16 protein-coding genes and 2 pseudogenes are annotated in these 24,280 nt (G+C 62.0%); 1 reads left to right on the top strand and 17 read right to left on the bottom strand.

The window, feature by feature from the left end:
* Positions 1-17: 17 nt before the first annotated feature.
* The 14 genes and pseudogenes from BGC09_RS12955 to mraZ all read right to left on the bottom strand — a co-directional run bounded on the left by BGC09_RS12955 (position 18) and on the right by mraZ (position 18,472).
* Positions 18-1,343, bottom strand: a complete 1,326-nt coding sequence (locus tag BGC09_RS12955) for an ATP-binding protein (RefSeq protein WP_069804413.1) — start codon at positions 1,341-1,343, stop codon at positions 18-20.
* A 40-nt stretch (positions 1,344-1,383) separates the two neighbouring features.
* Positions 1,384-2,448: an SIR2 family protein gene (locus BGC09_RS12960; protein WP_069804414.1), complete on the bottom strand. Its 1,065-nt coding sequence runs from the start codon at positions 2,446-2,448 to the stop codon at positions 1,384-1,386.
* A gap of 1,204 nt (positions 2,449-3,652) precedes the next feature.
* Positions 3,653-4,627, bottom strand: a pseudogene (ftsZ, locus tag BGC09_RS23535) (cell division protein FtsZ); the annotation flags it as partial.
* Between the two features lie 200 nt (positions 4,628-4,827).
* Complete coding sequence (gene ftsA, locus BGC09_RS12970; protein WP_069804416.1) at positions 4,828-6,066, bottom strand: cell division protein FtsA; 1,239 nt, start codon at positions 6,064-6,066, stop codon at positions 4,828-4,830.
* Between the two features lie 355 nt (positions 6,067-6,421).
* Entirely contained in the window at positions 6,422-7,564 is a 1,143-nt protein-coding gene (locus tag BGC09_RS12975; protein WP_084658691.1) for a cell division protein FtsQ/DivIB, read from the bottom strand.
* Complete coding sequence (gene murB / locus BGC09_RS12980; RefSeq protein ID WP_176728918.1) at positions 7,561-8,601, bottom strand: UDP-N-acetylmuramate dehydrogenase; 1,041 nt, start codon at positions 8,599-8,601, stop codon at positions 7,561-7,563. Before murB ends, BGC09_RS12975 begins: the two co-directional genes overlap by 4 nt.
* Before the next feature lie 180 nt (positions 8,602-8,781).
* Positions 8,782-10,464, bottom strand: coding sequence for a UDP-N-acetylmuramate--L-alanine ligase (locus BGC09_RS12985; protein WP_069804419.1), 1,683 nt, complete (start codon positions 10,462-10,464; stop codon positions 8,782-8,784).
* 128 nt (positions 10,465-10,592) lie between these two features.
* Positions 10,593-11,759: an undecaprenyldiphospho-muramoylpentapeptide beta-N-acetylglucosaminyltransferase gene (murG, locus tag BGC09_RS12990; RefSeq protein WP_069804420.1), complete on the bottom strand. Its 1,167-nt coding sequence runs from the start codon at positions 11,757-11,759 to the stop codon at positions 10,593-10,595.
* Between the two features lie 300 nt (positions 11,760-12,059).
* Positions 12,060-13,712: a putative lipid II flippase FtsW gene (ftsW, locus tag BGC09_RS12995; protein ID WP_069804421.1), complete on the bottom strand. Its 1,653-nt coding sequence runs from the start codon at positions 13,710-13,712 to the stop codon at positions 12,060-12,062.
* Positions 13,713-13,892: 180 nt separating this feature from the next.
* Positions 13,893-14,273, bottom strand: coding sequence for a hypothetical protein (locus BGC09_RS13000; RefSeq protein WP_069804422.1), 381 nt, complete (start codon positions 14,271-14,273; stop codon positions 13,893-13,895).
* Positions 14,274-14,303: 30 nt separating this feature from the next.
* Complete coding sequence (locus BGC09_RS13005; RefSeq protein ID WP_069804423.1) at positions 14,304-16,085, bottom strand: peptidoglycan D,D-transpeptidase FtsI family protein; 1,782 nt, start codon at positions 16,083-16,085, stop codon at positions 14,304-14,306.
* A 237-nt stretch (positions 16,086-16,322) separates the two neighbouring features.
* Entirely contained in the window at positions 16,323-16,724 is a 402-nt protein-coding gene (locus BGC09_RS13010) for a hypothetical protein (protein WP_052887394.1), read from the bottom strand.
* Between the two features lie 184 nt (positions 16,725-16,908).
* Positions 16,909-17,883: a 16S rRNA (cytosine(1402)-N(4))-methyltransferase RsmH gene (gene rsmH / locus BGC09_RS13015; protein WP_218104040.1), complete on the bottom strand. Its 975-nt coding sequence runs from the start codon at positions 17,881-17,883 to the stop codon at positions 16,909-16,911.
* Between the two features lie 181 nt (positions 17,884-18,064).
* Entirely contained in the window at positions 18,065-18,472 is a 408-nt protein-coding gene (mraZ, locus tag BGC09_RS13020) for a division/cell wall cluster transcriptional repressor MraZ (protein ID WP_069804425.1), read from the bottom strand.
* A 688-nt stretch (positions 18,473-19,160) separates the two neighbouring features.
* Here mraZ and lipP1 point away from each other — a divergent pair.
* On the top strand, positions 19,161-20,093 hold the full coding sequence (lipP1, locus tag BGC09_RS13025; RefSeq protein WP_069804426.1) for a LipP1 family hormone-sensitive lipase: 933 nt from the start codon (positions 19,161-19,163) through the stop codon (positions 20,091-20,093).
* Positions 20,094-20,245: 152 nt separating this feature from the next.
* Here the strand turns inward: lipP1 and BGC09_RS13030 are convergent, their stop codons facing one another.
* From BGC09_RS13030 to BGC09_RS13040, 3 genes and pseudogenes are all read right to left on the bottom strand, one after another.
* The gene (locus tag BGC09_RS13030) at positions 20,246-21,748 is read right to left on the bottom strand and encodes a rhamnulokinase (protein WP_069804427.1); all 1,503 of its coding nucleotides are present in this window, start codon (positions 21,746-21,748) and stop codon (positions 20,246-20,248) included.
* 61 nt (positions 21,749-21,809) lie between these two features.
* Entirely contained in the window at positions 21,810-23,882 is a 2,073-nt protein-coding gene (locus BGC09_RS13035) for a bifunctional aldolase/short-chain dehydrogenase (RefSeq protein WP_069804428.1), read from the bottom strand.
* 87 nt (positions 23,883-23,969) lie between these two features.
* Positions 23,970-24,280 (bottom strand): annotated as a pseudogene (locus BGC09_RS13040) (sugar isomerase); the annotation flags it as partial.

A 24,280-nucleotide genomic window follows, 5' to 3' on the forward strand; every position in this document is an offset into this window, starting at 1 on the left:
AGCATGATCCCCTCACCCTAGTGTTCGAGTGCTTGCAGCCCTGTGAGCAAGCGCTGGGCATGTTCCCCCAGGACTTCTTGCAGCTCCTGATCTTGACGGACTTCTTCAACAAATTGCACGCGAGCCTCAGCAGTCTCCCAGGGCAGAGTCGCCAGCAGTTCCTCGATTCCCTGCACCAGTGCCGCAGGTTCCAGGCAGAAGGCGCTATGATAGAGCCATTCGCGCAAATAACGGATACGATCGGAACCATTGACGCGCCCAGCCAGACGCTGGTTGAAGGCGGCCAGCCAGCGGTGGAGCGTAGTGAACTGCTCCGGCTGCTCGACCTGCAAGGACAGTAAGAAGAGCCAGCGCACTGGCCTCTCAACCGCGTAGCCGGCACGGTCCAGATGCCAGCGTACGACGTCAGTCCTATCACTCAGCTCGCGTGGCAAAAAGAAATAAGCTAAAGGGCTTTCGCGGGCCCACTCAGGAGCAAATTGCTCAATCAATTCCTGTAATAAGAGAAGATTGAAGCGACGAGGCACCGAGAGAAGACGTAAGAGACCCTCATAGGAAGAGCGCTTCTCAGGAGAGAGCTTCTTCAGAATCTCCTGCCGGATCACCCGCTCAGTCAAGAGCTGGAGCAACTGGAGGCGATCAGCCGGCTGGCGGGGATCAAGACCGCCGCGAATGGCCTCGGTGAGCACCTCCATCGCTAGAGGATAGCCCCGGGTCCAGGAGAAAATCAGCTCCCGGACCTCGGCCTCCAGAGGCAGCCCCACCTTCTGCAGATAGACATCGCAGCTCGGGCGATCAAGGGGGCCGAGTTCCAGCACCGTTATCTTCCGCGCGACGGAACGCTCCTGCTCGAAGGAGACCAGACGCGGAGACGCCAGGACCACAAAGAGACTATACTCTTTCAACAGCTCACGCAGCAGAGCTTCCAGCCAGCGGACCTGGCGCTCATTGCCGGCCTCCACCGCATCCACCAGCAGAACCGCCCGTCCCCGCTGGGCAAGCATACGTAAAGCCTCCACTGCGCGCCACAAGCCAGGATCAAGCGGCTCCATACTCTCCCCTTCTGCCCTTCCCAGCTCGACCCGATAGCGCTGCACCTGCTCGACAATTTGGTGCGCAAGCAGGCTCTCCCCCAGCCCAGCCTCAGCCCAAATAAACGGCACATCCGCCGCCTGACAGCGCTGCTGAACCTGACGGAGGAGCGCCGTTTTGCCAATGCCGCGCACACCGCACAGCTCCACGACAGGCGTCCGCAAGAGACGCTGCCGGTCCTGCAAGGTCTGCAGCGCCTCCTCAATGAGATGTAACTCAACCTCTCGGTTCACAAACAATTCGCCTTCCATGCCAGAACTCCCGAATCAAGATCCACTACCGTTGACAAGACTATTCGTCATGAAGGAGCAGCCGCCGCAATGAGCCTAACTGTTCCCTTAGCATGGACAGCTCAGAGGTCACAAGCTGAAAGCATTGCTCTGTCTGCTGCTGAAGCGAGCTGAGTTGCATCAGGGTATCCTGGAGCAGCTCCCGAGTCTCACGTCTTTCTCTCTGCGCAATCATATATTCACTATTTATTTTACGCAATTCGCTAAGAATATCGAAGGAATTTCTGATATTGGCCGGCATCGAAGATTTCAGATGCCAGAAGAGTGCCTTCAAGAAGTTATCATAGTGCCCATCCCAACCAGTGATATAGCGCGCCTGTCGAGCGTTGAAGACACGAGCCATGTGCGATTCGGGAGAAGGCAGATCTTCATCAACAAACCAGGTTGAGGTGAGTCCTCCATCGAGAGGAATCAAATCGATCAACTCAGCGTCCCAGCGCTGATCAAGACCAATGGCCAGGATGTCGCTTCCCAGCACCTGCTGGAGATGCTCCTTCAGTTTGACCTTCCGGTCGAGATAGGAACGCTGATGCCTGGCATCATAGACACGAGCCACCAGATCTCCGAAGACCTTGATCACGCGACAGAGCCGTCGCTCAGGATGCAGCAAACGCTGCTCATAGCTCCGTCCCGGGATGAAGACTTCATAGTGCTGCCCTTCCCGCATCCCTGCCTGGCTGAAGGCCTGCTCAAGCAAATCATCGATGTTCGTAGTGATAACTTCGCTAAAATACTCCTCCTTGACCAGCTCAGCCAGGCAGAGATCGGCATCAGTGACGGTGACATCGCGCAAAGCCGCATGAAAGATCGAATCAAGGTCGCGTTCGCTAAAAGCATGCTCGTTGAGGACGCGGTAGCACTCGCTAAAGGCAGCGGGCCTGGCCAGACCTTGCAGACTGCGCTCACTGAAGCCCATGATGATTTCTTGAAAGGTCGAACTCAGGCGGTAAAAGGCACCGGCCCGCGCCCCCAGTACGAGCACAATCCCAGAGCCGCCTTGCTTACGAATGTCCAGCAGCTTGGCAATCTCTGGAATGCTCGACTCACTGGAATCTCGTCGGGGCATGATCTTCTTTCTCCCTCTGCCTGCCTTCTCACCGTGCCTGCTTGCCAAGCTTTCTCACAGCTCCAACCCCTCTCACACCCCGGCACTCCCAGGAATAGGGCCGCTTCAACCCCGACCAGATCTCTCGTCTCTGCTTCCCCCCTCCCCATCTCCCTGGCTGGCTCCCCCTCCAACTTAGTAGATCGGGGCTTCCTTCGCTCTGCCAGGCGCGCCAGATTCATCTTGAGCAGGCAGGATTGTTCCGATCAGCTCGCTGGTGTCCGTCTCGCCCTCTGTCATTTCAGCCTAAAGACAGAGGTTATCTGCTTATATTGTGTTAGAAATCAGCAACTATGTCAACCATCAGCGTATCAACTACAGTATCATCTTTGCGAATTGATTTCCTCTCTCCATACAGAGATCCTGACTGGCATTGGTTCTATAGCGAAAAACGATTGCGGACCCTAGCCCAAGAAACACCCCTTGCTCGCTTATCTGACCAACCAGGGTCCCTTTCTCCCTCTCGTTGCCTATCTACTTCAAATATCTACTGTGAATGAGCGGAAGCCAGCGGGGAGGTTGCTCTCCCCGCTCTCAGGAGAGGCGGGGAATCCTATCCGGCGAAGCAGAAAGGGACAAGAGTGCATTCAAAAGAAGAAAAAGGCATAGGTCAAGAAGGAAGATGGTTAGGCGGAGAGGAGAACAAAGACGGGAGCAGCAGTAGCTGCTCCCGTCGCAGGTCAGGTCAGCGCTTGCGCAAGAAAGCCGGAATATCGATCACATCGCTGGCCGGTCCCCGATTGCCGCGGGGCAGGTCGGAGATCTTTGGATCGAGGCGCCGAATCTGGCGCTGCGGTCGTTGCTCTGGGCGCTGCAGCGGTCGGGCCTCCGGCTCGGGGACAGGCAGGCGACCAGGAGCAGGCGTCTCCAGCTCCTCATCTTCGCCCTCGAAGCCCTCGCCGTAGGCAGCCTCGTGCAGCTCCGCGGCCAGCTCGCGGCCTCGCTGGGAGCGAGCATGTTCCGCTGCCAGTGGGCCGGGACCGGTCGGAGCGTTGGCAATATTGAGTGGTGGTGTGGCCGGCAGCGGCGTATAGCCCGTATAGCCTTGAGACGAGCCGTGGGAAGCCGCCGGCGCCGGCTGGCGCAAAGGGGAGCCTCCTCCCGAGGCCCCATTGCTCCCCAGGCCCGCGGACTGGTAGAAAATGCTCCGATTGTACTCCAAGCGGCCCGCACCGGCAGCCGATTGATTGCGCACCGTATCGAAGCCAGTAGCAATCACCGTAATCTTGATGCGCCCATCGTAGGCGGGATCTTGGACTGCTCCGAAGATAATATTCGCCTCGGGATGGGCTGCGCGGCTGATCACATCGGCAGCCTCTTGCACCTCGAAGAGGGTCAGATCGGTACCCCCAGTGATATTGAAGAGCACGCCGCGCGCCCCACTGATGTCGATATCGAGCAGCGGGCTGGCGATCGCCATCTGGGCGGCATCGATCGCGCGCGTCTCGCCACTCGCCTCGCCGATGGCCATCAAGGCCGAGCCAGCGGCGGACATAATTGTCTTCACATCGGCAAAATCCAGGTTAATCAGTCCGGGCACTGTAATCAGATCGCTGATCCCCTGAATACCCTGGCGCAGCACATCATCGGCCAGGCGGAACGCTTCCGAGAGTGGCGTGCGCTTGTCAGCGATCTGCAACAGGCGGTCATTGGGCACGGTAATCAGCGTATCCACATGCTGCTTCAGATTGGCAATGCCCTCCTCAGCCGTCTGCTGGCGCTTCTTGCCCTCGAAGCTAAAGGGGCGAGTGACCACGCCCACCGTGAGCGCCCCGACCTCGCGGGCGATCTGCGCCACAATGGGGCTGGCGCCGGTGCCAGTGCCGCCGCCCATACCGGCGGTAATGAAAACCATGTCGGAGCCTTTCAGCGCCTCATACAGCTCCTCGGCGCTCTCCTCTGCCGCCTTGGCCCCCACGCTAGGATTTCCTCCTGCACCGAGGCCACGGGTCAGCTTATCGCCGATACGGATATGCTTCGGGGCTTGCGTCAACAGCAGGGCCTGAGCATCGGTATTGACGGCAATGAACTCGATGCCCATCATATTGGCCTGAATCATGCGATTGACCGCGTTGCTGCCGCCGCCTCCCACCCCGATCACACGGATCTGGGCGAAGCCTTCAACCTGATGTTGTCCCATTGATCCCATATATTCGTGGCCCCCTTTCGAGCCTGTCACAAGTTCTCTCGCTCCGCTCACCGCGCATGTCCTCCCTCTCTCTCTCTCTCCACTTGCGCCCCCGCCCTCGCCCCCGGCTCCCGATGGTCCCTGACCAGAGCCAGGCCGCTCGGACCGGATGCGCGGCCCGGGTCTCGTCTCCTTTCACAGGCTCCCAAGACTTACGGAATAAACGAACGTAGCCAGCGCCCGATGCGCGACAGCATAGTGCCACGAGCCGCCTGCTGTCCTTCCTCCTCCTCCTCGTAGGTCAGCGAGGAGTGAGTCAGGCCCCAGAGCAGCAGGCCGACAGCGGTCGCATAGGCTGGGCGACAGATCGAGTCGGCCAGGCCATGCAGGCCAAGAGGGACGCCGATGCGCGCCGGCAGATCAAGGATCTGCCCGGCCAGCTCCAGAATACCCGGAAGCTCGGCAGTGCCACCCGTCAGCACCAGGCCGGCAGGTAGCAGCCCATCGTAGCCCGACTTCTTAATCTCATCATGCACCATCTCGAAGAGTTCTTCAACGCGCGCCTGGATGATCTCGGCCAGCAGCTTGCGCGGCACAAGATCGTTACAATCTGGCATGAATTGCGCGAGATCGATCATATCATCGTCATCGATAGCTGAAGGATCACAGTGCCCGTACGTTACCTTCAGCTCTTCGGCAACGGCGAAAGGCAGGCGCAGGCCGATCGCGATATCGCTCGTAATCAGGTTACCGCCGATGGGCAGGACCACGGTATGCCAGATGGCGCCGTCGGTATAGATGGCAATATCGGTGGTGCCGCCGCCCACATCCACGAGCACCACCCCCAGGTCGGTTTCACCATCGGCCAGAACCGCCTCCCCCGAGGCCAGCGGCTCCAGCACCAGATCCTCAATCTCCACATGAGCCTTCTGGACGCATTTAATCAGGTTGTGAATTGAAGAGACGGAGCCTGTGACGATATGCGTCTCTACTTCCAGGCGGAAGCCAGACATGCCGATGGGATTCTTAATGCCCTCCTGCCCATCAACAACATAACCGCGCGGAATGACGTGAATGATCTCGCGATTGGCCGGAATGGCAATCGCCCGCGCCACTTCAATTGCCCGGCAAATATCATTCTGAACGATATCGCGATGGCTCGGAGTGATAGCGACAAAGCCTTTGCTGTTCTCCGATTCGATATGGCTGCCGGCAATGCCCACGTAGGCCGTGGTGATATGCTTGCCGGAGAGGCGCTCGGCACGGTCGATTGCTGCGGCGATCGAGGTGACTGTCTCTTCAATGTTGACCACCACCCCACGCCGCAAGCCCTGTGAAGGGCAGGTGCCAACGCCAACAATGTTCAGCTTCCCGTCGCGATCAAGCTCGCCAACGAGAACACAGACCTTTGTTGTTCCGACGTCGATTCCGACGATCACCCGCTCTTGCACGATCTAGCTCCTCATCGGGCGGCATTGCTAGCTAGGGACACGCAGCTGCGCTCGCTCGCTCGCTCTCGCTCTCTCCCTTGTCCGCTTGCTTTCTTCTCCTCTTGCCCCGGCCCCTCTTCTTTCCTGCCCTCATCATTTCCACGCTTGTGGAGACCGCTGTTCACCGCGCTACCACCTTGTTTCTTGCTCCCTTTCCTCCCTCTGGTTTGCTCCCCCTTGCGCACGCACCGCGTATCCATCAGAGACGCACTACAGACTTATCGATTGAGCATGAACGGCCCTGCTTCTGCAGGATCAGGGGCGCCTACGCGGAGAGGCCGGGCCCGTCCGGTCCCGCTCGCTTCCTGCTGCCTATCTATGGCTGTAATGTGTAGACCACATTCAGGCCAAAGCGCAGGTCAATTGTTGCCAGGTGAAGCCCCTTCTGCTGCGCCATGACGAGGATCTGCTGCAACTCGCGCAACCGGTTGGCCAGCGGGTTGACATCATCCGGCCCTCCAAGATAGGCTACCCAGCCGGCGGGGCTGACGATGACGAAGGTGGTATGGCTCACCGTCTGCGGCTGCTGCGCGGAAGGGCCGGCATTACTTACATATATTTTACTCTCATAGCGTAGTGTAAAATTGCTAATCCCCGTCAATACGGGTACCTCTTTAAAGACCTCGACAGCAAAGGCGACTTCTGCGGCTCCCAGGCGCGTGCCAGGTCGAATGCCCGCCGTGACTTGCTGCGCGCGCGCATCGATCACCGTTTGAAGCTGGCTGGCCTGGGGCGTGCTGCTGGCTGTGGCCAGGATCATGCCGCTGCGATCGACGCTATAGCTTCCCCGGGCGGTTTTCCAGAGCAGCACCGGCTGCCGCTCGCTCACCATCACCTGCAGCCGGTCGGGCCAGTCGCGTTCGACGCTGGCTGTCGCCACCAGTGGCAGGGCAGCAATGCGCTTGCTCAGAGCTGCCGTATCGACCAGGAAGAGGTTTTGGCCCTGCAGGCCCAGTTGTTGAATCTGGGCGATAAGAGTCCGATTCTGGGTGCCTAGCACAGTGACCTGCTGGATGCGAAAGGCGGGTCCCAGCAAGGCGAAGAGCAGCCCTGCAGGTACCAGCACGAACCCGAGCAGAGCCGCCAGGAGCCTGCGCCAGCGCCGATGCTGGCGAGCCTGCAGGCGGCTGCTCCTGCGGGGAATCTGGGCCGCAGGTCCAGGGCTGGGCCTGAGCCGGGCCGCTGGTGAGCGTACGGCCCGCATCTGTCCACTTGAGGCCCGCACGGCTGTCTGAGCGAGAGCGCGCGCTACGAGAGGGGAACCCTCCTGGCGCTGGCGCTGGCGCCGCTGCTGGGCGCGACGCTCGGCCATCGCCGTCCAGCCCGCCGGGTGCACGATCTTTTGTGGGGTCGTCACCACTCGCTGTCGCGGCTGCTCCCCGCCGCCCCTGGCTGGCTCAGCGCGTCTGGCTTCCCAAAAAGCTATTTGCTCTCGTATCTCTCCTCTATGCTCGGTCATGCTATCTCCCACTCGCCGCGCAGTTCGACCTCCAGCTCCAGCTCCACGCCGAACCGCTCTCGTACACGATTGCGCGCCTCCCTGATCAGGGTTGCAATATCCGCTGCGCGCGCTCCTCCCAGGTTGACGATAAAGTTGGCGTGCCGCTCGGAGATACAGGCGCGTCCGCAGCAGAGACCTTTGGCCCCGACCTGCTCGATGAGCCGCCCGGCATAGCCGCCAGGGGGATTCTTGAAGATCGAGCCTGCACTCGGCTGCGGTGGCTGAGTCCGCTTGCGATGCTGCCTGTACTCCTCGATCCGGGCGCGCAGTCTGGCCGGATCGTCGCGCCGCAAGCGTATGGCCAGCAGCAGGACGATCTCCGCCGGCTCGATGAGCGCGCGTGGAGCTGGTTGTGGATAGCCACGCTCATCGAAGGTTATCTGGCGCCCCGCCCGGAAGCGACTGTGACGATAGCCTAGCTCTAGCTCAGCCCGCTCGTAGCGCCGGAGCAGCGGCGTGTCCGTCTCGGGGCCCTCCTTTTCCTCCGGGGCCAGGGCAGGACGCACATCGAGCACCTCCACCCATTCGAGCACTCGCGACAGATCCCGCTGATGGGCACCCGCATTGCTGACAACGCCCCCGCCCAGCGTTCCGGGGATGCCAGGGCCAAACTCCAGTCCTCCCCACCCCTGAGCCGCCAGCTCGTTCAGCAGCTTCGGCCAGCTGACACCGGCCTCGGCGTAGAGCAGGGCCGAGCCGTCCTCTTGCTCCGCCAGGCGGTAATCGCTGAGGGCGATACGCGCCACAATGCCGCGCACACCTGCATCTCCAAAGAGAACGTTGGTGCCGTTGCCGACCAGCAGCAGTGGCCAGCGCTCTGCCAGACAGCGGCGTACGAGCCACAGCAGCTCGTCGCGCGTCTCTAGCGAGAGCCAGAGATCTGCCGGCCCACCGACTCCAAAGGTGCAGTGACGTGCCAGCGGCTCATGCAAGCGTAGCCGCCTACCGAAGCGTGGCAGGAGCGTGGCGTAGACGCTCTCCGCATCAAATGTCATCGTCGCTTCCATTCTCCATTCTTTTGCCAGGTTTTGAATCAATTTGCCAGGAAGGGTGACCCCCATCCACCTCGCCTCGCTCTCCCTCTCCAGGGTTCGGCCTGTGCTCCGCTGTCCCTCCGTGTCCGTCCTTGCACCAGGCTGTCCCGCCCTGTCTCCTGACCTATGTACGCCAAGTTCTCATCCCTGGTGGTGACTCTGGCCACCTTCTCCTAGCAGTTGGTTTGTAACGATATAGATGTCGCCGGCCCCCATGATGAGCGCCAGGTCGCCGTCGCGTAAGAGGGCGCGGAGCTCGGCCTCTGTCTGCGCGCGATCGCCTCCGTAGAGAACCTGGCCCTCTCCCTCCCTGAAGCGCGGGCGCTGGGCCAGGGCCGCGGCCAGATCACGGGCATGAACAAGGCCCGTATCGCGCTCGCGTGCCGGAAAGATATCGCTGATGACGACGACATCGGCCTCATCAAAGGCCTCTACAAATTGTTCAAAGAAGACTTTTGTCCGGCTATACATATGGGGCTGATAGACAGCGATAAGGCGCCGCTGTGGATAGCGCTGGCGCGCCGCTGCCAGTGTCGCTGCGATCGCCGTGGGATGATGGGCGTAGTCATCGATGAGAATGACATCACATGTTCGCCCGCCAAGGGGCAGCGGCCCCTGATGACGTATCTCAAAACGGCGTCTGCTGCCACGGAAGCCTTCCAGTGCTCGTCTGATAGCCTCCTCGGAGACTCCGAGACTCTGGGCTGCTGCGATGGCTCCCAGAGCGTTCTGCACATTATGCAGGCCGGGCACGTGCAGGGCAATCTTTTCTCCTCCAAAGAGGGGGCGCACCTGACTGGTAGTACCTCCGGTAGTACCTCCGGTAATACCTCCGGTAATACCTCCGGTAATACCTCGGCTTCCTTCGGCATGCAAGCGGACTCGAAAGCTGGTCTCTCCTTCCAGCGCCAGATCGTGGGCCTCGAAAAGTAGGGGGCTTTCTCCTTTAACTGTAATAGACGTTAGCTGCTCAGCCTTTTCTCGCATGGCTTCGACGGCCACGCTATAGAAGAGAGTGCGACCGCTCCAGTGGCCCAGGCGCGCGCGCAGCTCCAGGCAGCCGGGACTGTCGGCATTCATGACCAGGGTGGGAGGCAGCGACCAGCGCTCGCTCAGGTCCATACCCTGGATGAAGTGCGTGAAAGCCTGCAGAAACGTCTCGTAGTCAGCAAAGAATTCAGGATGCTCGTATTCGATCGAGGTCACGACGGCCAGGCGCGGATGGTAGTGCCAGAAGTTATGGTTGAATTCGTCGGCCTCGTTGACGAACAAATGGCTCTTGCCCAGGCGATAGTTGGCTCCGAAGGCCGGGACCACGGCGCCGATGACGCAGGTGGGATCAAAGCCACCTTCGACCAGCATCAGGGCCAGCAGGGAGGTGGTGGTCCCCTTGCCGTGGACCCCACAAACCGAGAGCAGGCAGTAATCGCGGGTGAGAGCGCCGAGGAGTTCCTGCCAGGTCACTACCGGCAGACCTTGCCGCTGGGCCGCGACTAGCTCCTGGTGATCCGGTTCCAGAGCGGGCACGGCGGGCGTAATGACGAGCGCCTCCTGCCCCTGCAGATGCTGTGCGCTGTGCCCGATGGTCACGTCGATCCCTGCAGCAGCTAGCTCGCGCGTGGTCGCCGATGAAGCCCGATCGCAGCCGCTGACAGTGGCCCCGCTGGCCTGTGCCAGGCGTGCCAGCGCTGAAATGCCCTGCCCCCCAATACCCATGAAGTGCAAGCGCTTGCTGAGCAGAGCACGCAGCTCAGCCTGCCGGTCTGCTGTGGTTGCTTCTTCGGTCTCGCTATGCATCGTCAGTTTTCTCTCTGCTCTCTCCATCGCAGCCTGTCTCTTTAGACGGTAGCTTGTCGATACGTGTCACAGGGGGCGGGAAGACGGCGTCCGCCGCGTGTCGGCGTTTCTTCGCCAGCCCGCCCTTGCTCAGCCAGCCTCCGGTTCCGGTCCAGTTAGCCTCTGGCCTCAACAGAGGCTGGCTGCTCCTCGCGCGTAGGGGCCACACTGGCCAGGCGCGCCACAGCCTCGGCGATGGCCTCGGTGGCATCTGGCCGCGCCAGGGAGCTGACCGCTCGCGCCATCGCTTCGCGATAGGTCGGATTAGTCAGCAATGTCTCTATGTGACCGGCCAGCACCTGGGGGGTGAGATCGTCGTTGCGCACCACCAGCGCCGCCCGACGGCGCCCGAACATGGCCGCATTGGCCTCCTGGGGCGAGGAACCGATCGCCGGAGGCAGCGGCACCAGGATGCTCGGCTTGCCCAAGACCGCCAGCTCGCTGAGGGTGGCCGCCCCGGCGCGGCAGACGACCACGTCCGCCGCTTGCAGGGCCAGCGCCATTTCCTCATCCAGATAGGGCACCAGATGGTAGCGTCGACGCAGCTCTTCGGAGAGAGGGGCCAGCGAGCGCTTGGCCAGGGCCTCCGTCTCCTGAAAGAGCTTTTTCCCACTGATCTGCAGGACCTGGCAGCGCTCCAGGAGAGCCGACAAGGCCCGGCAGGTCACCTGATTCAGATGGCGCGCCCCCTGGCTACCGCCGGTCACCAGGACCAGCGGATAGAGCGGGTCGAGGCCCAGTTGCCGACGAGCCTGCTCAACTGGCACCTGGCGCACGTCCAGAATCGCCTGGCGCACCGGGTTGCCGACGTGGAGGGTCTTGCGCGCCGGGAAATAGACCCGCGAATCTTCAAAGGCCAGCGAGATAGATGTCGCCAGCGGCGCTAATAAGCGATTGGACAGGTTCGCAGGTACATCTTGCTGATGCATCAGCAAGGGAATACGATGCAGCCAGGCGGCCAGGCCAGCCGGGACAGCCACGTAGCCGCCGCTGGTAAAGACCACCTGCGGACGGAAGCGACGCACTACGCCGATCGCCTGAACAATGCCGACAGGGACCCGCGCCAGCCCCGTGACCGTGCGCCATGAGAGATAGCGCGCCAGCTTGCCCGCCTTAATCGTCACGAAAGGCAGACCAGCAGCCGGGGCCAGTTCGGCCTCCAGTCCATCGTCGCTTCCCAGATAGAGAATCTCCGCTTGAAAAGTCCGTTGTAGCTGCGCCGCCACCGCCAGTGCAGGATAGATATGCCCGCCGGTGCCGCCGCCTGATACCAGTATCCTCATACACTGCCTACCACAAGCGCAAAAGGTTCTCGCCGGAGAAGCAGCCCGCCAGCAAGCCAACCTGGTTCCCCTCCCCAATGAGGCCAGGCACCAGGAGCGCTACCGGTACCGGCTTCCACCCCGGCGGCATCGTTTTGACAGAGTGACGCGAGCGTCTCCTCACTTTGTCCTTCATCAACAAAAAGAGCATGATCTGTGTTGACCGTTCAAAAGCCGCTCAAGACCACGGGAAGACGAGATCGTACGCAGTGATCGTCTTCCCAAGGTGCAGCCAGGGCCTCAATCAAGGCCCCCAGGCGCTCAGCCAGCACGCTGGCGAGAGCGCGCTGCGGCACGTTGGCGACCTCGCTTCAGGCGGAGTTCCAGCGTGCGCCGCGAAAAGAGCGGGTCATCCGGCTCCTGGACATAGCGCGAGATATTGAGCAGCACGCCGACTGCGGCCATCGAGACTACCAGCGAGGAGCCGCCGAAGCTGATGAATGGGAGCGGCACCCCGGTATAAGGGATCGAGGCCGTGCTCGAGCCAATGTTGATCATGGCCTGCACTACGAGCCAGGTGGTGATCCCCGTGGCGAGCAGCGAGCCATAGAGATCTGGCGTGCGCCGCGCCAGGCGAAAGCCTCGAAAGGCCAGCCAGAGGAAGAGGAGCATCACGGCGGCGCAGCCGATAAAGCCCAATTCCTCGCCAATAATGGCAAAGATAGAATCGATATAGGGCAGCGGCAGATAGCCGGTCTTCTGCCGGCTCGCCCCCAGGCCGAGGCCGAACCATCCCCCTGAGCCGAGCGCGAGCAGCGACTGATAGAGCTGCAAGTTGATCCCAGTCACATCGCGGAACGGGTCCAGGAAGCCAAGCAGGCGGAAGTAGCGATACCCCCTGAAGGCTTGAGTGAGAAAGACCAGGCCGCCACAAGCCAGCGCCAGCAGGAGCTGGGCGATGTTGGCCCCGGCGGAGAAAAACATCGCCGTTGCCGCCACCGCGATAATCACCGCGGTGCCCATATCCTTTTCCAGCAAGACCAGCCCGAGCACTACCCCTACAAGGATCACGAACGGAGCCAGGCCATAGAGGAAGGTCCTGACCTGATTCCCCTTGCGCGCCAGCCAGTCTGCAATGTAGAGGGCGAGCACCAGCTTGACCAGCTCGCTGGGCTGAAACGAGATGAACGAGCCGAATGTCAGCCAGCGCGTGGCCCCATAGGCGCTTGTCCCGAATCTTAAGACCAGCACCAGGAGGGCCAGCGCCACCAGCATGCCGATGAGCGAGAAGCGGCGCCAGAGCCGGTAATCGATATGCATCGTCACGAGCATGGCGATGACCCCGAGCACAGCCCACAGCAGCTCACGCTGAAAAATGTAGGAGGCATCGCCATAGAGGCTGGCCGAGATGAATGAGCTGGCGCTGTAGACCATGACCAGGCCCAGGCAGAGCAAGGCGAGGACAACGATGAGCAGCCAGTGATCGATCTTGCCGGCAACGCGCGGCAGGCGCATCTCCAGCTCCTCAAGGCGGCGCTGCTCATCCTCGCTCAGCTCCGGGGGAGGCACTGCGGTCGCCGTGGCGCTCTCTTCTTCAGCCAGCAGTCTCCGGCGCCAGCCGGCGGTTAAACCGCTGCGCTGAGGACGGACGGGGGCAGAGGCCGCCGTCTGCTCTACGCGGTTCAGCACACCATCCAATAGCCTGACGGCTCGCGCAGGCAGCTTCTTGCGTGCCAGTGCGGGCACCTTCAGCTGTTCCTCGGCGGCGAGATAGGCCTGGCTGGAGACCGGCTTACGTGGGGTCCGCCCTGCTGGCTGCCTCTTCTTGCCACGCGCGCTCTGGCCTTGCCCGGCGCTTGCGTCCCTGGCCAGGGCCTCCAGCGCTGGCGAGCGCAGGTGAGGCAACGCCTCGCGTCGCCCCCCCTGGTTGCCCGGCCTCGCTTGTCGAGCTTGTCGCTGACGCTCATCAGGCATTGTAATACTCTATTTTCTTAATAGTTATGACAAGAAAAACGATAGACACCGCTTCATTGACCTGGCCTGCCGTGGCGCTCGCAGCCAGGAGTGGAGAACGATGCTTCTCCAGCCTCCGGCTGATCAGCCAGGCGGCAAGATACAGCCTGGCAAGAAGGCCAGCGCTCTGCGTGTGCCCTTTCAGCTCTCTCCTCCCAGAGGTTGGCCATTGGTCTCACGAGTCTGAGCCTGAGCAGACTGGGCAGGCTGCTCCTGTATCGCCTGGATGGCCTGCTCTACATCCTGCTCGCTGAGTGGCTCATGGCTGGCATGCAGGCGCTGCAGATCGATGACCTCCGTGCCCCGGGTCTGGACCAGCTCGCTCCAAGGATCATTGGGGAGCGGCTCGATCACTACCGGCTCGGTGGGAGCGGGCGCTTCGGCCTTCTCTTGCTGCCCAGACTGGCCCGCCAGCCCCAACAGCTGTCGCCAGGTTTCGCTCAGCTCCAGCTCTTCCAGCCGCTGTACCTGTTTTTGCAGATCAAGATCGTCACGCTCTTGCTTCTGATCCTGTAATTCCATTTCGCACCTTTTTATAGTACCAGAAAGAAATCACTGCGACTGATCGGGCGGGACATGGTAGTACCACATCAGCTCCTGAGCGATGGTCTTCCACAGAGGAGCGGCGGCGGTCCCGCCGTAGATACTGGCCTGGGGGCGATCCAGCTTCACCAGAATCACGAAGCGGGGATGGGAGGCGGGCAAGAAGCCCGCGACCGAAGCCTCGGTCTGGTCCTCCGAGATCCCCTGCGTGGTGGCGGTGCCGGTTTTCGCGGCGACCGTATAGCCCGGGACGAGGGCGCGCTGAGCGGAGCCATCGATCGCCGCCACCTCCAGCATACTGGTCAACTCATGGGCCGCTTTACTGCTAATGACGCGGCGCACGACCTGGGGCTGAGTTCTGGTCACATGGCCATTGGCCTCGATAGCGGAGACCAGGTACGGGCGCATCATCAGGCCGTCGTTGGCAATGGCCTGGTAGGCCAGAGCCACCTGCAAGGGCGTCGCCAGGATACTCTGGCCGAAGGCCTGGCGGGCCAGATCGCTGGGTGTCCAGCCGGGCGAGCCGGGGCGGCGGTAGAAGCCGGTGGCCTCGGGGCTATCGATACCGGTGCGCTGACCGAAGCCGAAGCGAGCCAGATAGGGATAATAGCGAGTGGGACCGAGCAGGTCGTGGGCCACGTAGGCGGCCCCGACATTGGCCGAATGGACCAGCACCTCGGTCATCGTCTCGCGTCCCCAGGCCTGGTTCTGCCAGTTTGTCACCATAGGCGTCCCATCGTTGAACGTCAGATAGCCGCGATCATAGATTGCCGTATTGGGCGTAATCAGGCCCTGATCGAGGGCTGCCGCCATCGTCACGGCCTTCAAGGTCGAACCAGGTTCATAGGCGCAGTAGAGAGCCGGATTCAGATAGACCTCCTCGCTGTGGAGGCAACCAGTCTGGTCGGCGTAGCGTCCGTACTGATTCGGGTCATAGCCTGGGTAGCCGGCCATTGCCACCACGGCCCCGGTCTGGGCATCGAGCACCACCACGGTGCCGCCCTGAGCGCCGAGCTGCTTGACGGTTGCGGCCAGCTGCGTCTGCACAAAGTACTGGATCGTGCTATCGATGGTCAGCGTCAGATTAGCGCCGGGCACGGGTGGCTCTTCCGAGCTGGCGCCGACCACCAAGGGATTACCATAGAGATCGCGCTCAGCAGTCAGACTGCCTGGCTTGCCGGCCAGCAGGCTATTATATTGGGCCTCGATTCCATAGACGCCCTGCAGGGACGCACTGCCGCTGACGTAGCCCACGTAGCCGAGCACCTGGGCGGCCAGATCTCCCTGGGGATAGATGCGCTCAGTCTGAGGGGCCAGGAAGACCGCGGGCAGGGCCAGCTCACGGAGGCGCTCACTCTGTTGTGGGGAGATCGCGCGGGCGATGAGCAGTGACCAGCGGTTGGCGGTAAGGGCCTCCATAAAGGCGCGGCGAGTCTCGGCAACGGAGAGCGTAGGCAGCACGCTATGCAGAGCCGTCAGGGTTTGTGAGAGGGCCGCCTGCAGATCATCGGGGTGGTCCTCGGAGAACTGAACCGGCTCGATATAGACGTCGTCGCGCACCACATTGGTTGCAAGCACCAGGCCGTTGGCATCGTAGATGAGGCCGCGCGAGGCGGTCAGGACCTGATCATGAATGTGCTCCTGGCTGGCCAGTAGCGCTAGCTTGTGACCACTGTAGGCCTCGACGATCTGCCAGTAGTAGAGTCGTCCAAGCAGGGCAAGCATGCCAACGCAGACCAGCAAGAAGATGAGCATTTGCCGGGCGCGCGCGCGGCGAACCTCCGTGCTCATTTAGCCTCCTCCCCCAGGCAGAACGCTGCTCCTCGTCTTCTTCATGCGTCGCTTCCTTCATCCATCGCGCTGACTCCCCGGCAGGCCCGTACCCTGGCCTGGACCTCCGACTCTGGCAGTCTGGTCGATTGTTCTCCAGCCAACGATCCAGACCCAGAGGTCGCTGTTGCAGGCTTCATACCCACCCAAGTCACTCGTTCACTGACTCACAGCTACAGACGGAGACGGGACACTGCATCAGGGGGCCGCTCCCGATTGTTGATTGGGAACAGACTGCAAACCGGGCACCTCCAGCACTTCAACAGCCTTTGGGTCGGCAGGAACCAGGCCCTGTGCCTGGGCATGGGCCGCGATATAGGCCGGCGACTGCTCCTGCGCCAGGGTATTGACCAGGTCCTGATTCTGCCGCTGCAGCACTGCCTGCTTTGCCTGATAATCCTGAATCTGCTGGTTCACATTGAGCGCCTGGCTCAGCTGCGACAAGTAGAGCAGGGCCATCAGGGCGATCAGCAGAACGCTGCTGATGGTCAGCGCCACCGGCCCCATCTGGAAGAAGAAGGGGTGAAGCTGACGGCGGCGCCGCGCGGCCACAATAGGCCGCGTGGGAGCCTTTTTCTGTCCACCACTGGCGTAATGCATGGCAGGACCTTCCTTCTCTTGTCTCGCTCTTGCTCTCGCTTGCTGCTAGTCCGCTGCTCGCTGCGCTGCGCGCTCTGTTGCGCTGTGCTCCTCCAGCGATTTGCCTACAAGGCTGGCCTGGAGCCAACATCATCAGCAGGAGGAGGTCGTCCGCATCAGCCTGCCGTCTCTGTGAAGAAGATGCTCAGGCAGGTGAGTCTGCCAGGCGTTCGGCGGCGCGCAGGCGGGCGCTACGCGAACGCGGGTTGGCACGCACCTCCTCAGCCGTCGGCTGTACCGGCTTGGGAGTAAGCAGGCGTAGCCGCGCACGATGGCCACAGACACAGACAGGCGTCCGTGGGGGACAAAGGCAGTCTGTCGCCTCGCGCTTCATAAAATCCTTCACAATGCGATCTTCTAGCGAATGAAAAGCAATTACGACCATCCTGCCCGCCGGGCCACGCTCGCCCGGGGTGCCGCAGCTGAGCAGACTCAGCATCTGCGGCAAGGCTCGCTCCAGATTCTCCAGCTCGCGATTGACGGCAATACGCAGAGCCATAAAGACGCGCGTCGCTGGATGGATGCCATCGCGGGGGGGTCCTTGACGCACGGCAGCGATGGCCGCTGTCACGATTTCAGCCAGCCGGCGTGTAGTGCTGATGGGCGCCTGCCCACGTTCACGCACGATGCGCCGGGCAATCTGGCGGGCATGGCGCTCTTCGCCATAGCGGTAAAAGATGTCGGCCAGTTCCTGCTCATCGGCCCGGTTCACAAGGTCGGCAGCGGAGAGCGGCTGCTCCGGATCGAGCCGCATATCCAGAGGCCCTTCCACAGTAAAAGAGAGGCCGCGCCGCGGGTTTGAAAGCTGCAGAGACGAGAACCCCAGGTCGAGGAGAATCCCCTGGACCGGCCCGAAAGCGTGTGCTGCAGCAATGCGTTCGAGGTCGGCAAAGTTGCCTTGCGCCAAAAGCAGGCGTCCACTTTTCACATACCTGGAGAGGCGCCGCGCTACACGGTCCAGCGCCTCGGGGTCGAGATCGATACCCAGAACTCTGCCATCGGGAGCCGAGCGTTCAAGAATCGCCTCTGTATGACCACCTTCACCTAATGTCCCATCAATATAATGACCGCCCGCTTGCGGTTGAAGAAACCGTACCACCTCTTCCAGCAGCACTGGCATGTGCCTTACTTCCATATTCCACTCGCTTAAACCGCTTGGTACGTGCAGCCGAGCGCTCTGCAGCAGGAAGGAAGACTCTTCCCGCGCACAACGCTGGCCGCCACCGCCACCAGCTAGCTGCCATACCTCCTGTCCACTTGCCCTCCTTGCCCCGCTTAATCCCCTCCGCCAAGACATTACACTAAAAAGGAATTTTGTCCCCTTCGGCTTCCAGCTTCTCTTGATAGGCTCGCCAGATGGCGCGATCCCAAATTTCAAAGTGATCTCGCACGCCGGCTACGGTAACTTCCGTGCCAAGCCTGGCATAGGCTCGCAGCTTGGCCGGGATCACAATCCGTCCTTGAGCATCTAGCTCAACTTCGCTGGCGCTGGGATAGATGCGACGCTCGAAGTCGCGCAGCTCATCGCTGTTCCTGCCCGCCACCAGCTCCGCCGATTTCTCTTCCCAGCGTTGCATCGGATAGACTGACAGACAGGTCCCCATCCCCTTGCTGATCACGGCTCCTCGCCCCATCTGAGCCCGAAAACGCGCCGGCACAGCCATGCGCCCTTTCGAGTCTATCGTATGTTCATATTCACCAAGAAACATGCGCACCCTCTATCGTAACAACGAGGAGCTGCCTGCCTTCCAACGGCATGGCTGGCTGCCAGCCTGGACCGCTGCGCCAGGATTCACCACTTTCCCCCACTTCTCCCCACTACATTATACAGTAATCCGGGGGATGCGAAAAGAGTGTTATCCACCAATTTGGCCCTCCTCAAGTGGATAACTTGTGGATAACTTCCGACGCGCAGTCAGCCACAATGTCACAGTGCTACTGTTACATTCACTGTGTTCTTTAGCACAAAGACAATTGTTACATAACATGTTGTATATCTCCCGGTTAGCATCCTTACACTCCCACTGGCAATCTTCCTTTCTGGCCGCCAAGGCACTTCTGGGATAACCCGCATTGCCGCCCAGGTCGGTAGTTGCGGTGGTGGTGGTGGTGGTGGCTACCCTGGCCGTCTTTGTCTCCTCTTCTCTAGAGCTGTTGGCTTGTGGAGAGCGCTCTATTGGGGCAAGACAACGAGGGCTACGCTCCCTGATGCAGGGTTTGCTCGCTGATGGTGAGTGTCTTGATGCCAGTATTTGCCGTGTCTGCCAATGGTGAGCTATGATGATACTGCTGCTGTTGCTTGGGCGCTGCTCTGTTTCTTTCGTACTGTCTTGAGGCAGGGGCAGCGGACAAGTAGACGAGCGGGAGATTCCTTTGAGAAAGGCAGGAGACAAGTGTATGCCTCTCGATCCGAGTTTGCGCGCTTATCTTGACGGGTTGGCGGCCATGAATGTGCCGCCGATCAGCGCTTTGAAGCCCCAGGTGGCGCGCGAGGCCATCGCTGCCCAGCTGGCCACAGCCCAGGTGAAGGAGCCGGTGGCCCATGTTGAGGATCGGCGTATCCCTGGTCCCGCAGGAGAGATACCTATCCGTGTCTACAGGCCCGCGGGGGCTGGTCCGTTCCCGTTGCTGGTCTTCTTCCACGGCGGCGGCTGGGTAATCTGCAATCTCGACACGCACGATGGTCTCTGTCGCAGTCTGGCCAATGGCGCGGGTTGCGTGGTGGTCTCGGTCGACTATCGGCTGGCTCCTGAGCATAAGTTTCCTGCGGCGCCCGAGGATTGCTACGCAGCAACGCGCTGGGTGGCTGAGCATGCGGCGGAGCTGAACGGAGATGCCCGGCGCCTGGCCGTCGGGGGCGATAGCGCTGGTGGCAATCTGACGGCGGTGGTGACGCACCTGGCGCGCGAGCAGGGCGGGCCTCCCCTGGTTTTTCAGCTCTTGATCTATCCGGCGACGGACTTTACAGCGGATACACCGTCGCGCCGCGAGAATGGCCAGGGCTATAATCTGACGCTCGATGATATGCTGTGGTTCGCCAATCAGTACTTGAACAGTCCCGAGGAGGTGCGCAATCCGCTGGTCTCGCCGATGCTGCGCGAAGATCTGCGTGGACTGCCCCCGGCGTTGGTGATTACCGCCGAGTATGATCCGCTGCGCGATGAGGGTGAGCGGTACGGGGAGCGCCTGCGCGAGGCCGGGGTACCGGTGACAATCCATCGCTATGAGGGGATGATCCACGGCTTTCTTACGCCGCCCATTCCTCTGAGGCAGGCCCAGGATGCGATCGCCGAATGTTGCCAGGCGCTGCGCCAAGCCTTCGGCCTGTAGGAGACCCGACAGGAGCGCGCTTTGTCCTGATGAGGGCGATTGCTCCGATCAGGCGCTGAGGTTGTTGTGACACAGAGGGACTGGACTGGCTGAGATGCCGGGGCGAGGTGCCAGACGAGCAGCCGATCGGTACTTGTCTGGCGCCTCGTTGGCTAGGGGAGAGGGGAGGCCAGCGGGAAAAGGGCGGTGAAGCGGGCGTAGGCTTCATCCCAGGCGGCCCGCCGTTCTGGGTTGGGGAGAAAGGTCTGGGTGACGGTGGAGCAGGCGGCCAGGGTGCGCACTTCTGCGAGGGTGTGGAGTTCTCCGAGGCCGACAAGCTGGAGCAGGGCGTTGCCCTGGGCGGTGGCCTCGATGGGACCAGCAATGACGGCCAGGCCGGTAGCGTCGGCCAGTCCCTGGTTGAGCCAGCGGTTCTGCGCTCCGCCGCCGACGACGTGGATGGCCTGGAGCGTGTTGCCGGTGATGCTGACGGCAAGCTCTAATACCTGACGATAGCGCAGAATGAGGCTGTCGAGGATGGCCCGCACGAGGGCGGGGATGTCGCCGGCGGCGGGAACGGGCTGGCTGTGGGCGCTGAGCTGCTGACGGATGCGGGCCGGCATGTCGCCCGGCGGGAGGAAGAGAGGATGGTCTGGGTCGAAGAGGGCGGCCCAGGCTGGTGCTCCTTCGGCCAGGGTCAGGAGCTGCTCATAGGTGAAGGCTTGCCCCTCCTCTTGCCAGCTGCGGCGGCATTCCTGCAGCAGCCAGAGGCCCATGACGTTGCGCAGAAAGCGGACGGTGCCAAAAACGCCGCCTTCGTTGGTGAAGTTGCTGACGCTGCCCTGGGCGATCTGGGGCTGAGGCAGTTCGAGGCCCACCAGGGACCAGGTGCCGGAGCTGATGTAGGCCCGGTCGCGCGGATTGGCGGGCATGGGTATGCCTGCCACGGCGGCGGCTGTATCGTGGGTCGCTGGGGCGATGACCAGCACATCCTCCCCCAGCTCCTCAGCCAGCTCGCCCTGGACTGTGCCGAGCGGGGTACCCGGCGCTACTACTGCTGGCAGGAAGTGCGTCGGGAGGCCCAGCCTGGTCAGGAGGTCCCTGGCCCAGCTCCCGTGTGGAACTGACCAGCATTGGGTCGTGCTGGCATTGGTATACTCGCAGAGGCGCTCGCCGCTGAGCCAGTAATGGAAGAGGTCGGGCATCAGCAGCAGGTGAGTCGCGTTTTCTAGCAGGCGCGGCTGTTCTCGCTGGTGAGCCAGGAGCTGGTAGAGGGTATTGATTGGCATGAATTGAATGCCCGTTTGGGCGTAGATCTCTTCGCGCGGAATGCGCCTGAAGACCTCGTCCATGAGGCCCTCGGTGCGCCGGTCGCGGTAGTGGATGGGAAGGCCCAGCAGCAGGCCCCGATCGTCAAGCAGGGCATAGTCGACGCCCCAGGTATCGACGCCGATGCTATCGAGCCTGCCAGCCAGGCGGCTCGCCTTACGCAGGCCACTGATGACTTCCTGCCAGAGAGCGAGCACGTTCCAATAGAGGTGATGCTGGAGGACCACCGGGCCGTTGGCGAAGCGATGGACCTCCTCCAGGGTCAGGCGCTGACCATCGTAGCGCGCCAGATGAACGCGCCCGCTCTCCGCTCCCAGGTCAACCACGGCAAGATAGCGCTCGCTCATTCGTGTTCCTCTCTCGCTCTGCTCGCTCTTGCGCTGCGCCAGGCCTCAACCTGAGCAGGCGTTAGCGCAGGTAGGCTGCCGGTACGCCTCCATCGACGGTGAGGGCGCTGCCGGTGGTTTTGGAGGAGCGATCGGAGGCGTAAAAGAGTACGGCCTCGGCGACGTCCTCCGGGAAGACATTGACCTTGAGGGTGGTGCGCTGGCGATAGTAGTCTTCTAGCTGCTCGGGAGCGATGCCATAGGCGCGGGCCCGCTCCTCACGCCAGGCACTGCTCCAGATGCTGGAGCCGCGCAGGACCGCATCAGGCATGACAACATTCACTCGCACGCCGAGCGGCCCGCCCTCTTCGGCCAGGCAGCGAGCGAGATGTTGCTCGGCAGCCTTGGCAGCGCTGTAGGCGCTGTTTTCTTTGCCGGCCACAACGGCATTTTTGGAGGTGATGAAGATTAAGCTGCCACCAAGGCCCTGCTCCTGCCAGTGGCGGAAGGCTGCGCGCGCTACCAGGAAGTAGCCCTGGACCAGTACATCAAAGACCTTGCGCCAGTCCTGCAGGCGAGTTTCGGTCAGGGGAGCCGCGGCGGCGAAGCCAGCGTTGCTGACGACAATATCGAGTCCTCCGTAGGCGCGCACGGTGGCGGCGAAGGCAGTGGCAACCTGTTCCTCGTCGCTGACATCGCAGGGACAGGCCAGCGCGCGCCCCTGGCCATACTGTTGGGTAATGGCGTCGGCGGTCTCTTGGGCACCTTGCGGGTTGAGATCAAGAATGGCAACGTGGGCCCCCTCGGCGGCCAGGCGCAGAGCCGTGGCGCGCCCGATGCCACTGCCGCCGCCAGTCACCAGGGCGATGCGCCCGGCCAGCTCTTTCTCGGGCGGGCGACGTGTGAGCTTGTAGAGTTCCAGCGGCCAGTACTCGATGTCATAGGCTTCCCTCTCAGAGAGCGGGGTAAAGCGGTCCAGGCTCTCGCATGCCCGCATCACGGCCACCGCGCGCTGATAGAGATCACGGGCCACGCCGGCCATCTGGGCATCGCGTCCGCTGGCAATGATGCCGAGATGGGGCACGACGACGATGCGTGGATTGGCGTGCTGCAGGACGTCGCCCGGATGATGCCATTCTTCAAAGTAGCGCTGGTAGTTGTGGCGGAAGGCCGCGATTTCTTCACGCAGAGCTACTTTGAGAGCTTCGAGACCCTGGGCCGGTTCCCAGGGAACCCAGACCGGCCAGTGGCGCGTGTGCACAAGGTGATCAGGACAGGCGGAGCCGCGGCGGGCTACCTCGCGCGCCTCGGGAGCGCTGGCGAAGGTCAGGGCCTCCTCGCTGCTATCGACGGTCAGAACCATTCGCTGCGGCTGGCTGAGCTGGCCGCGCAGGCCGGGTAAGATGCTCGCCAGCAGCTGCTCGCGCTCGGCGGCACTCAGCCCGGGCTGAGCGACCAGGACGGTTGTCCGCCCACGGCGCTGACGCTCGGCAGCAACGAAGTCTTCAGCCTCCTGGACCACACGCAGGGTCTGCTCGTAGCAGGCGCGGGCGCTGTCGCCCCAGGTCACCAGGCCATGCTTTTCGAGAATGACCAGTTCGACCTCGGGATTGGTTCGTACCGCCTGGGCGACCTGCCTGGCAAGGGTGAAGCCTGGACGGATATAAGGAATCCAGGCCATGCGTCGGCCAAAGACCTCCTCGGCCAGTCGGCGCCCGTTCTGGGCGTTGGCGAAGGCAAGAATGGCGTCGGGATGCGTGTGATCGACGTGGGCAAAGGGCAGGAAGGCATGGAGCAGCGTCTCGATCGAAGGGCGCGGACGTCCTGGTTCGGCAAGGCAATGGAGCAGATAGGCAACCATCTCTTCATCGCTGAGGGCCTCGCGCTCTTCCAGTGGCAGCACGTCGTCCAGGCGCAGCGGCACAAAGTCGGCCATCGTCATGGTCGCCAGGTCAGACCCACTGCCTTTGACCCACATGATGCGCGTGGGCCGTCCGCGGAAATCTGGCTGAGTCAGCTTGACAGAAGTATTGCCCCCACCCCAGTTGGCCAGGCTGCGATCGCGCCCCAGCAGATGCGAGCGATAGAGCAACAGCGCGACCTCGTCCGCCTCTTGCCCTTGAATGTCGTCATCGCGCCAGAGATTGCGCGGCATAGCGTTGTCTCCCCTTTCCAAAGCCAAACAAGAGAAGAATGCACCTGGAGAGCAGCAACCCAGGCGACAAATCGACCAGTCTGACCATCAGGCACCTGGATAGCCGCTTGCTCCGCCCTTACTGGCCGGGCGCGCCCGCGCCACCTCATCGGCATAGCCGCTGCGGCGGAAGGCGGCTATGGGGTCGGGATCAAGACCCATCTCCTCGCGCGCCTGCGCCAGCAGAGGACGAACATCAGTCTCAAAAGCATCCCGCAGCACCCGGTAGGCTCCAAGTACATCCCCCGCCGCCTGGGCCTCGGCCAGACGCCGGCGATCAACCAGCAAGGCGCGGGCGTAGGCGCTCTGAATATGGAGGACCGACTGTATCATGGCCTCGATCTTGGGCTCAATATTGT

It is taken from the genome of Thermogemmatispora onikobensis, from assembly GCF_001748285.1.
Taxonomy (GTDB): domain Bacteria; phylum Chloroflexota; class Ktedonobacteria; order Ktedonobacterales; family Ktedonobacteraceae; genus Thermogemmatispora; species Thermogemmatispora onikobensis.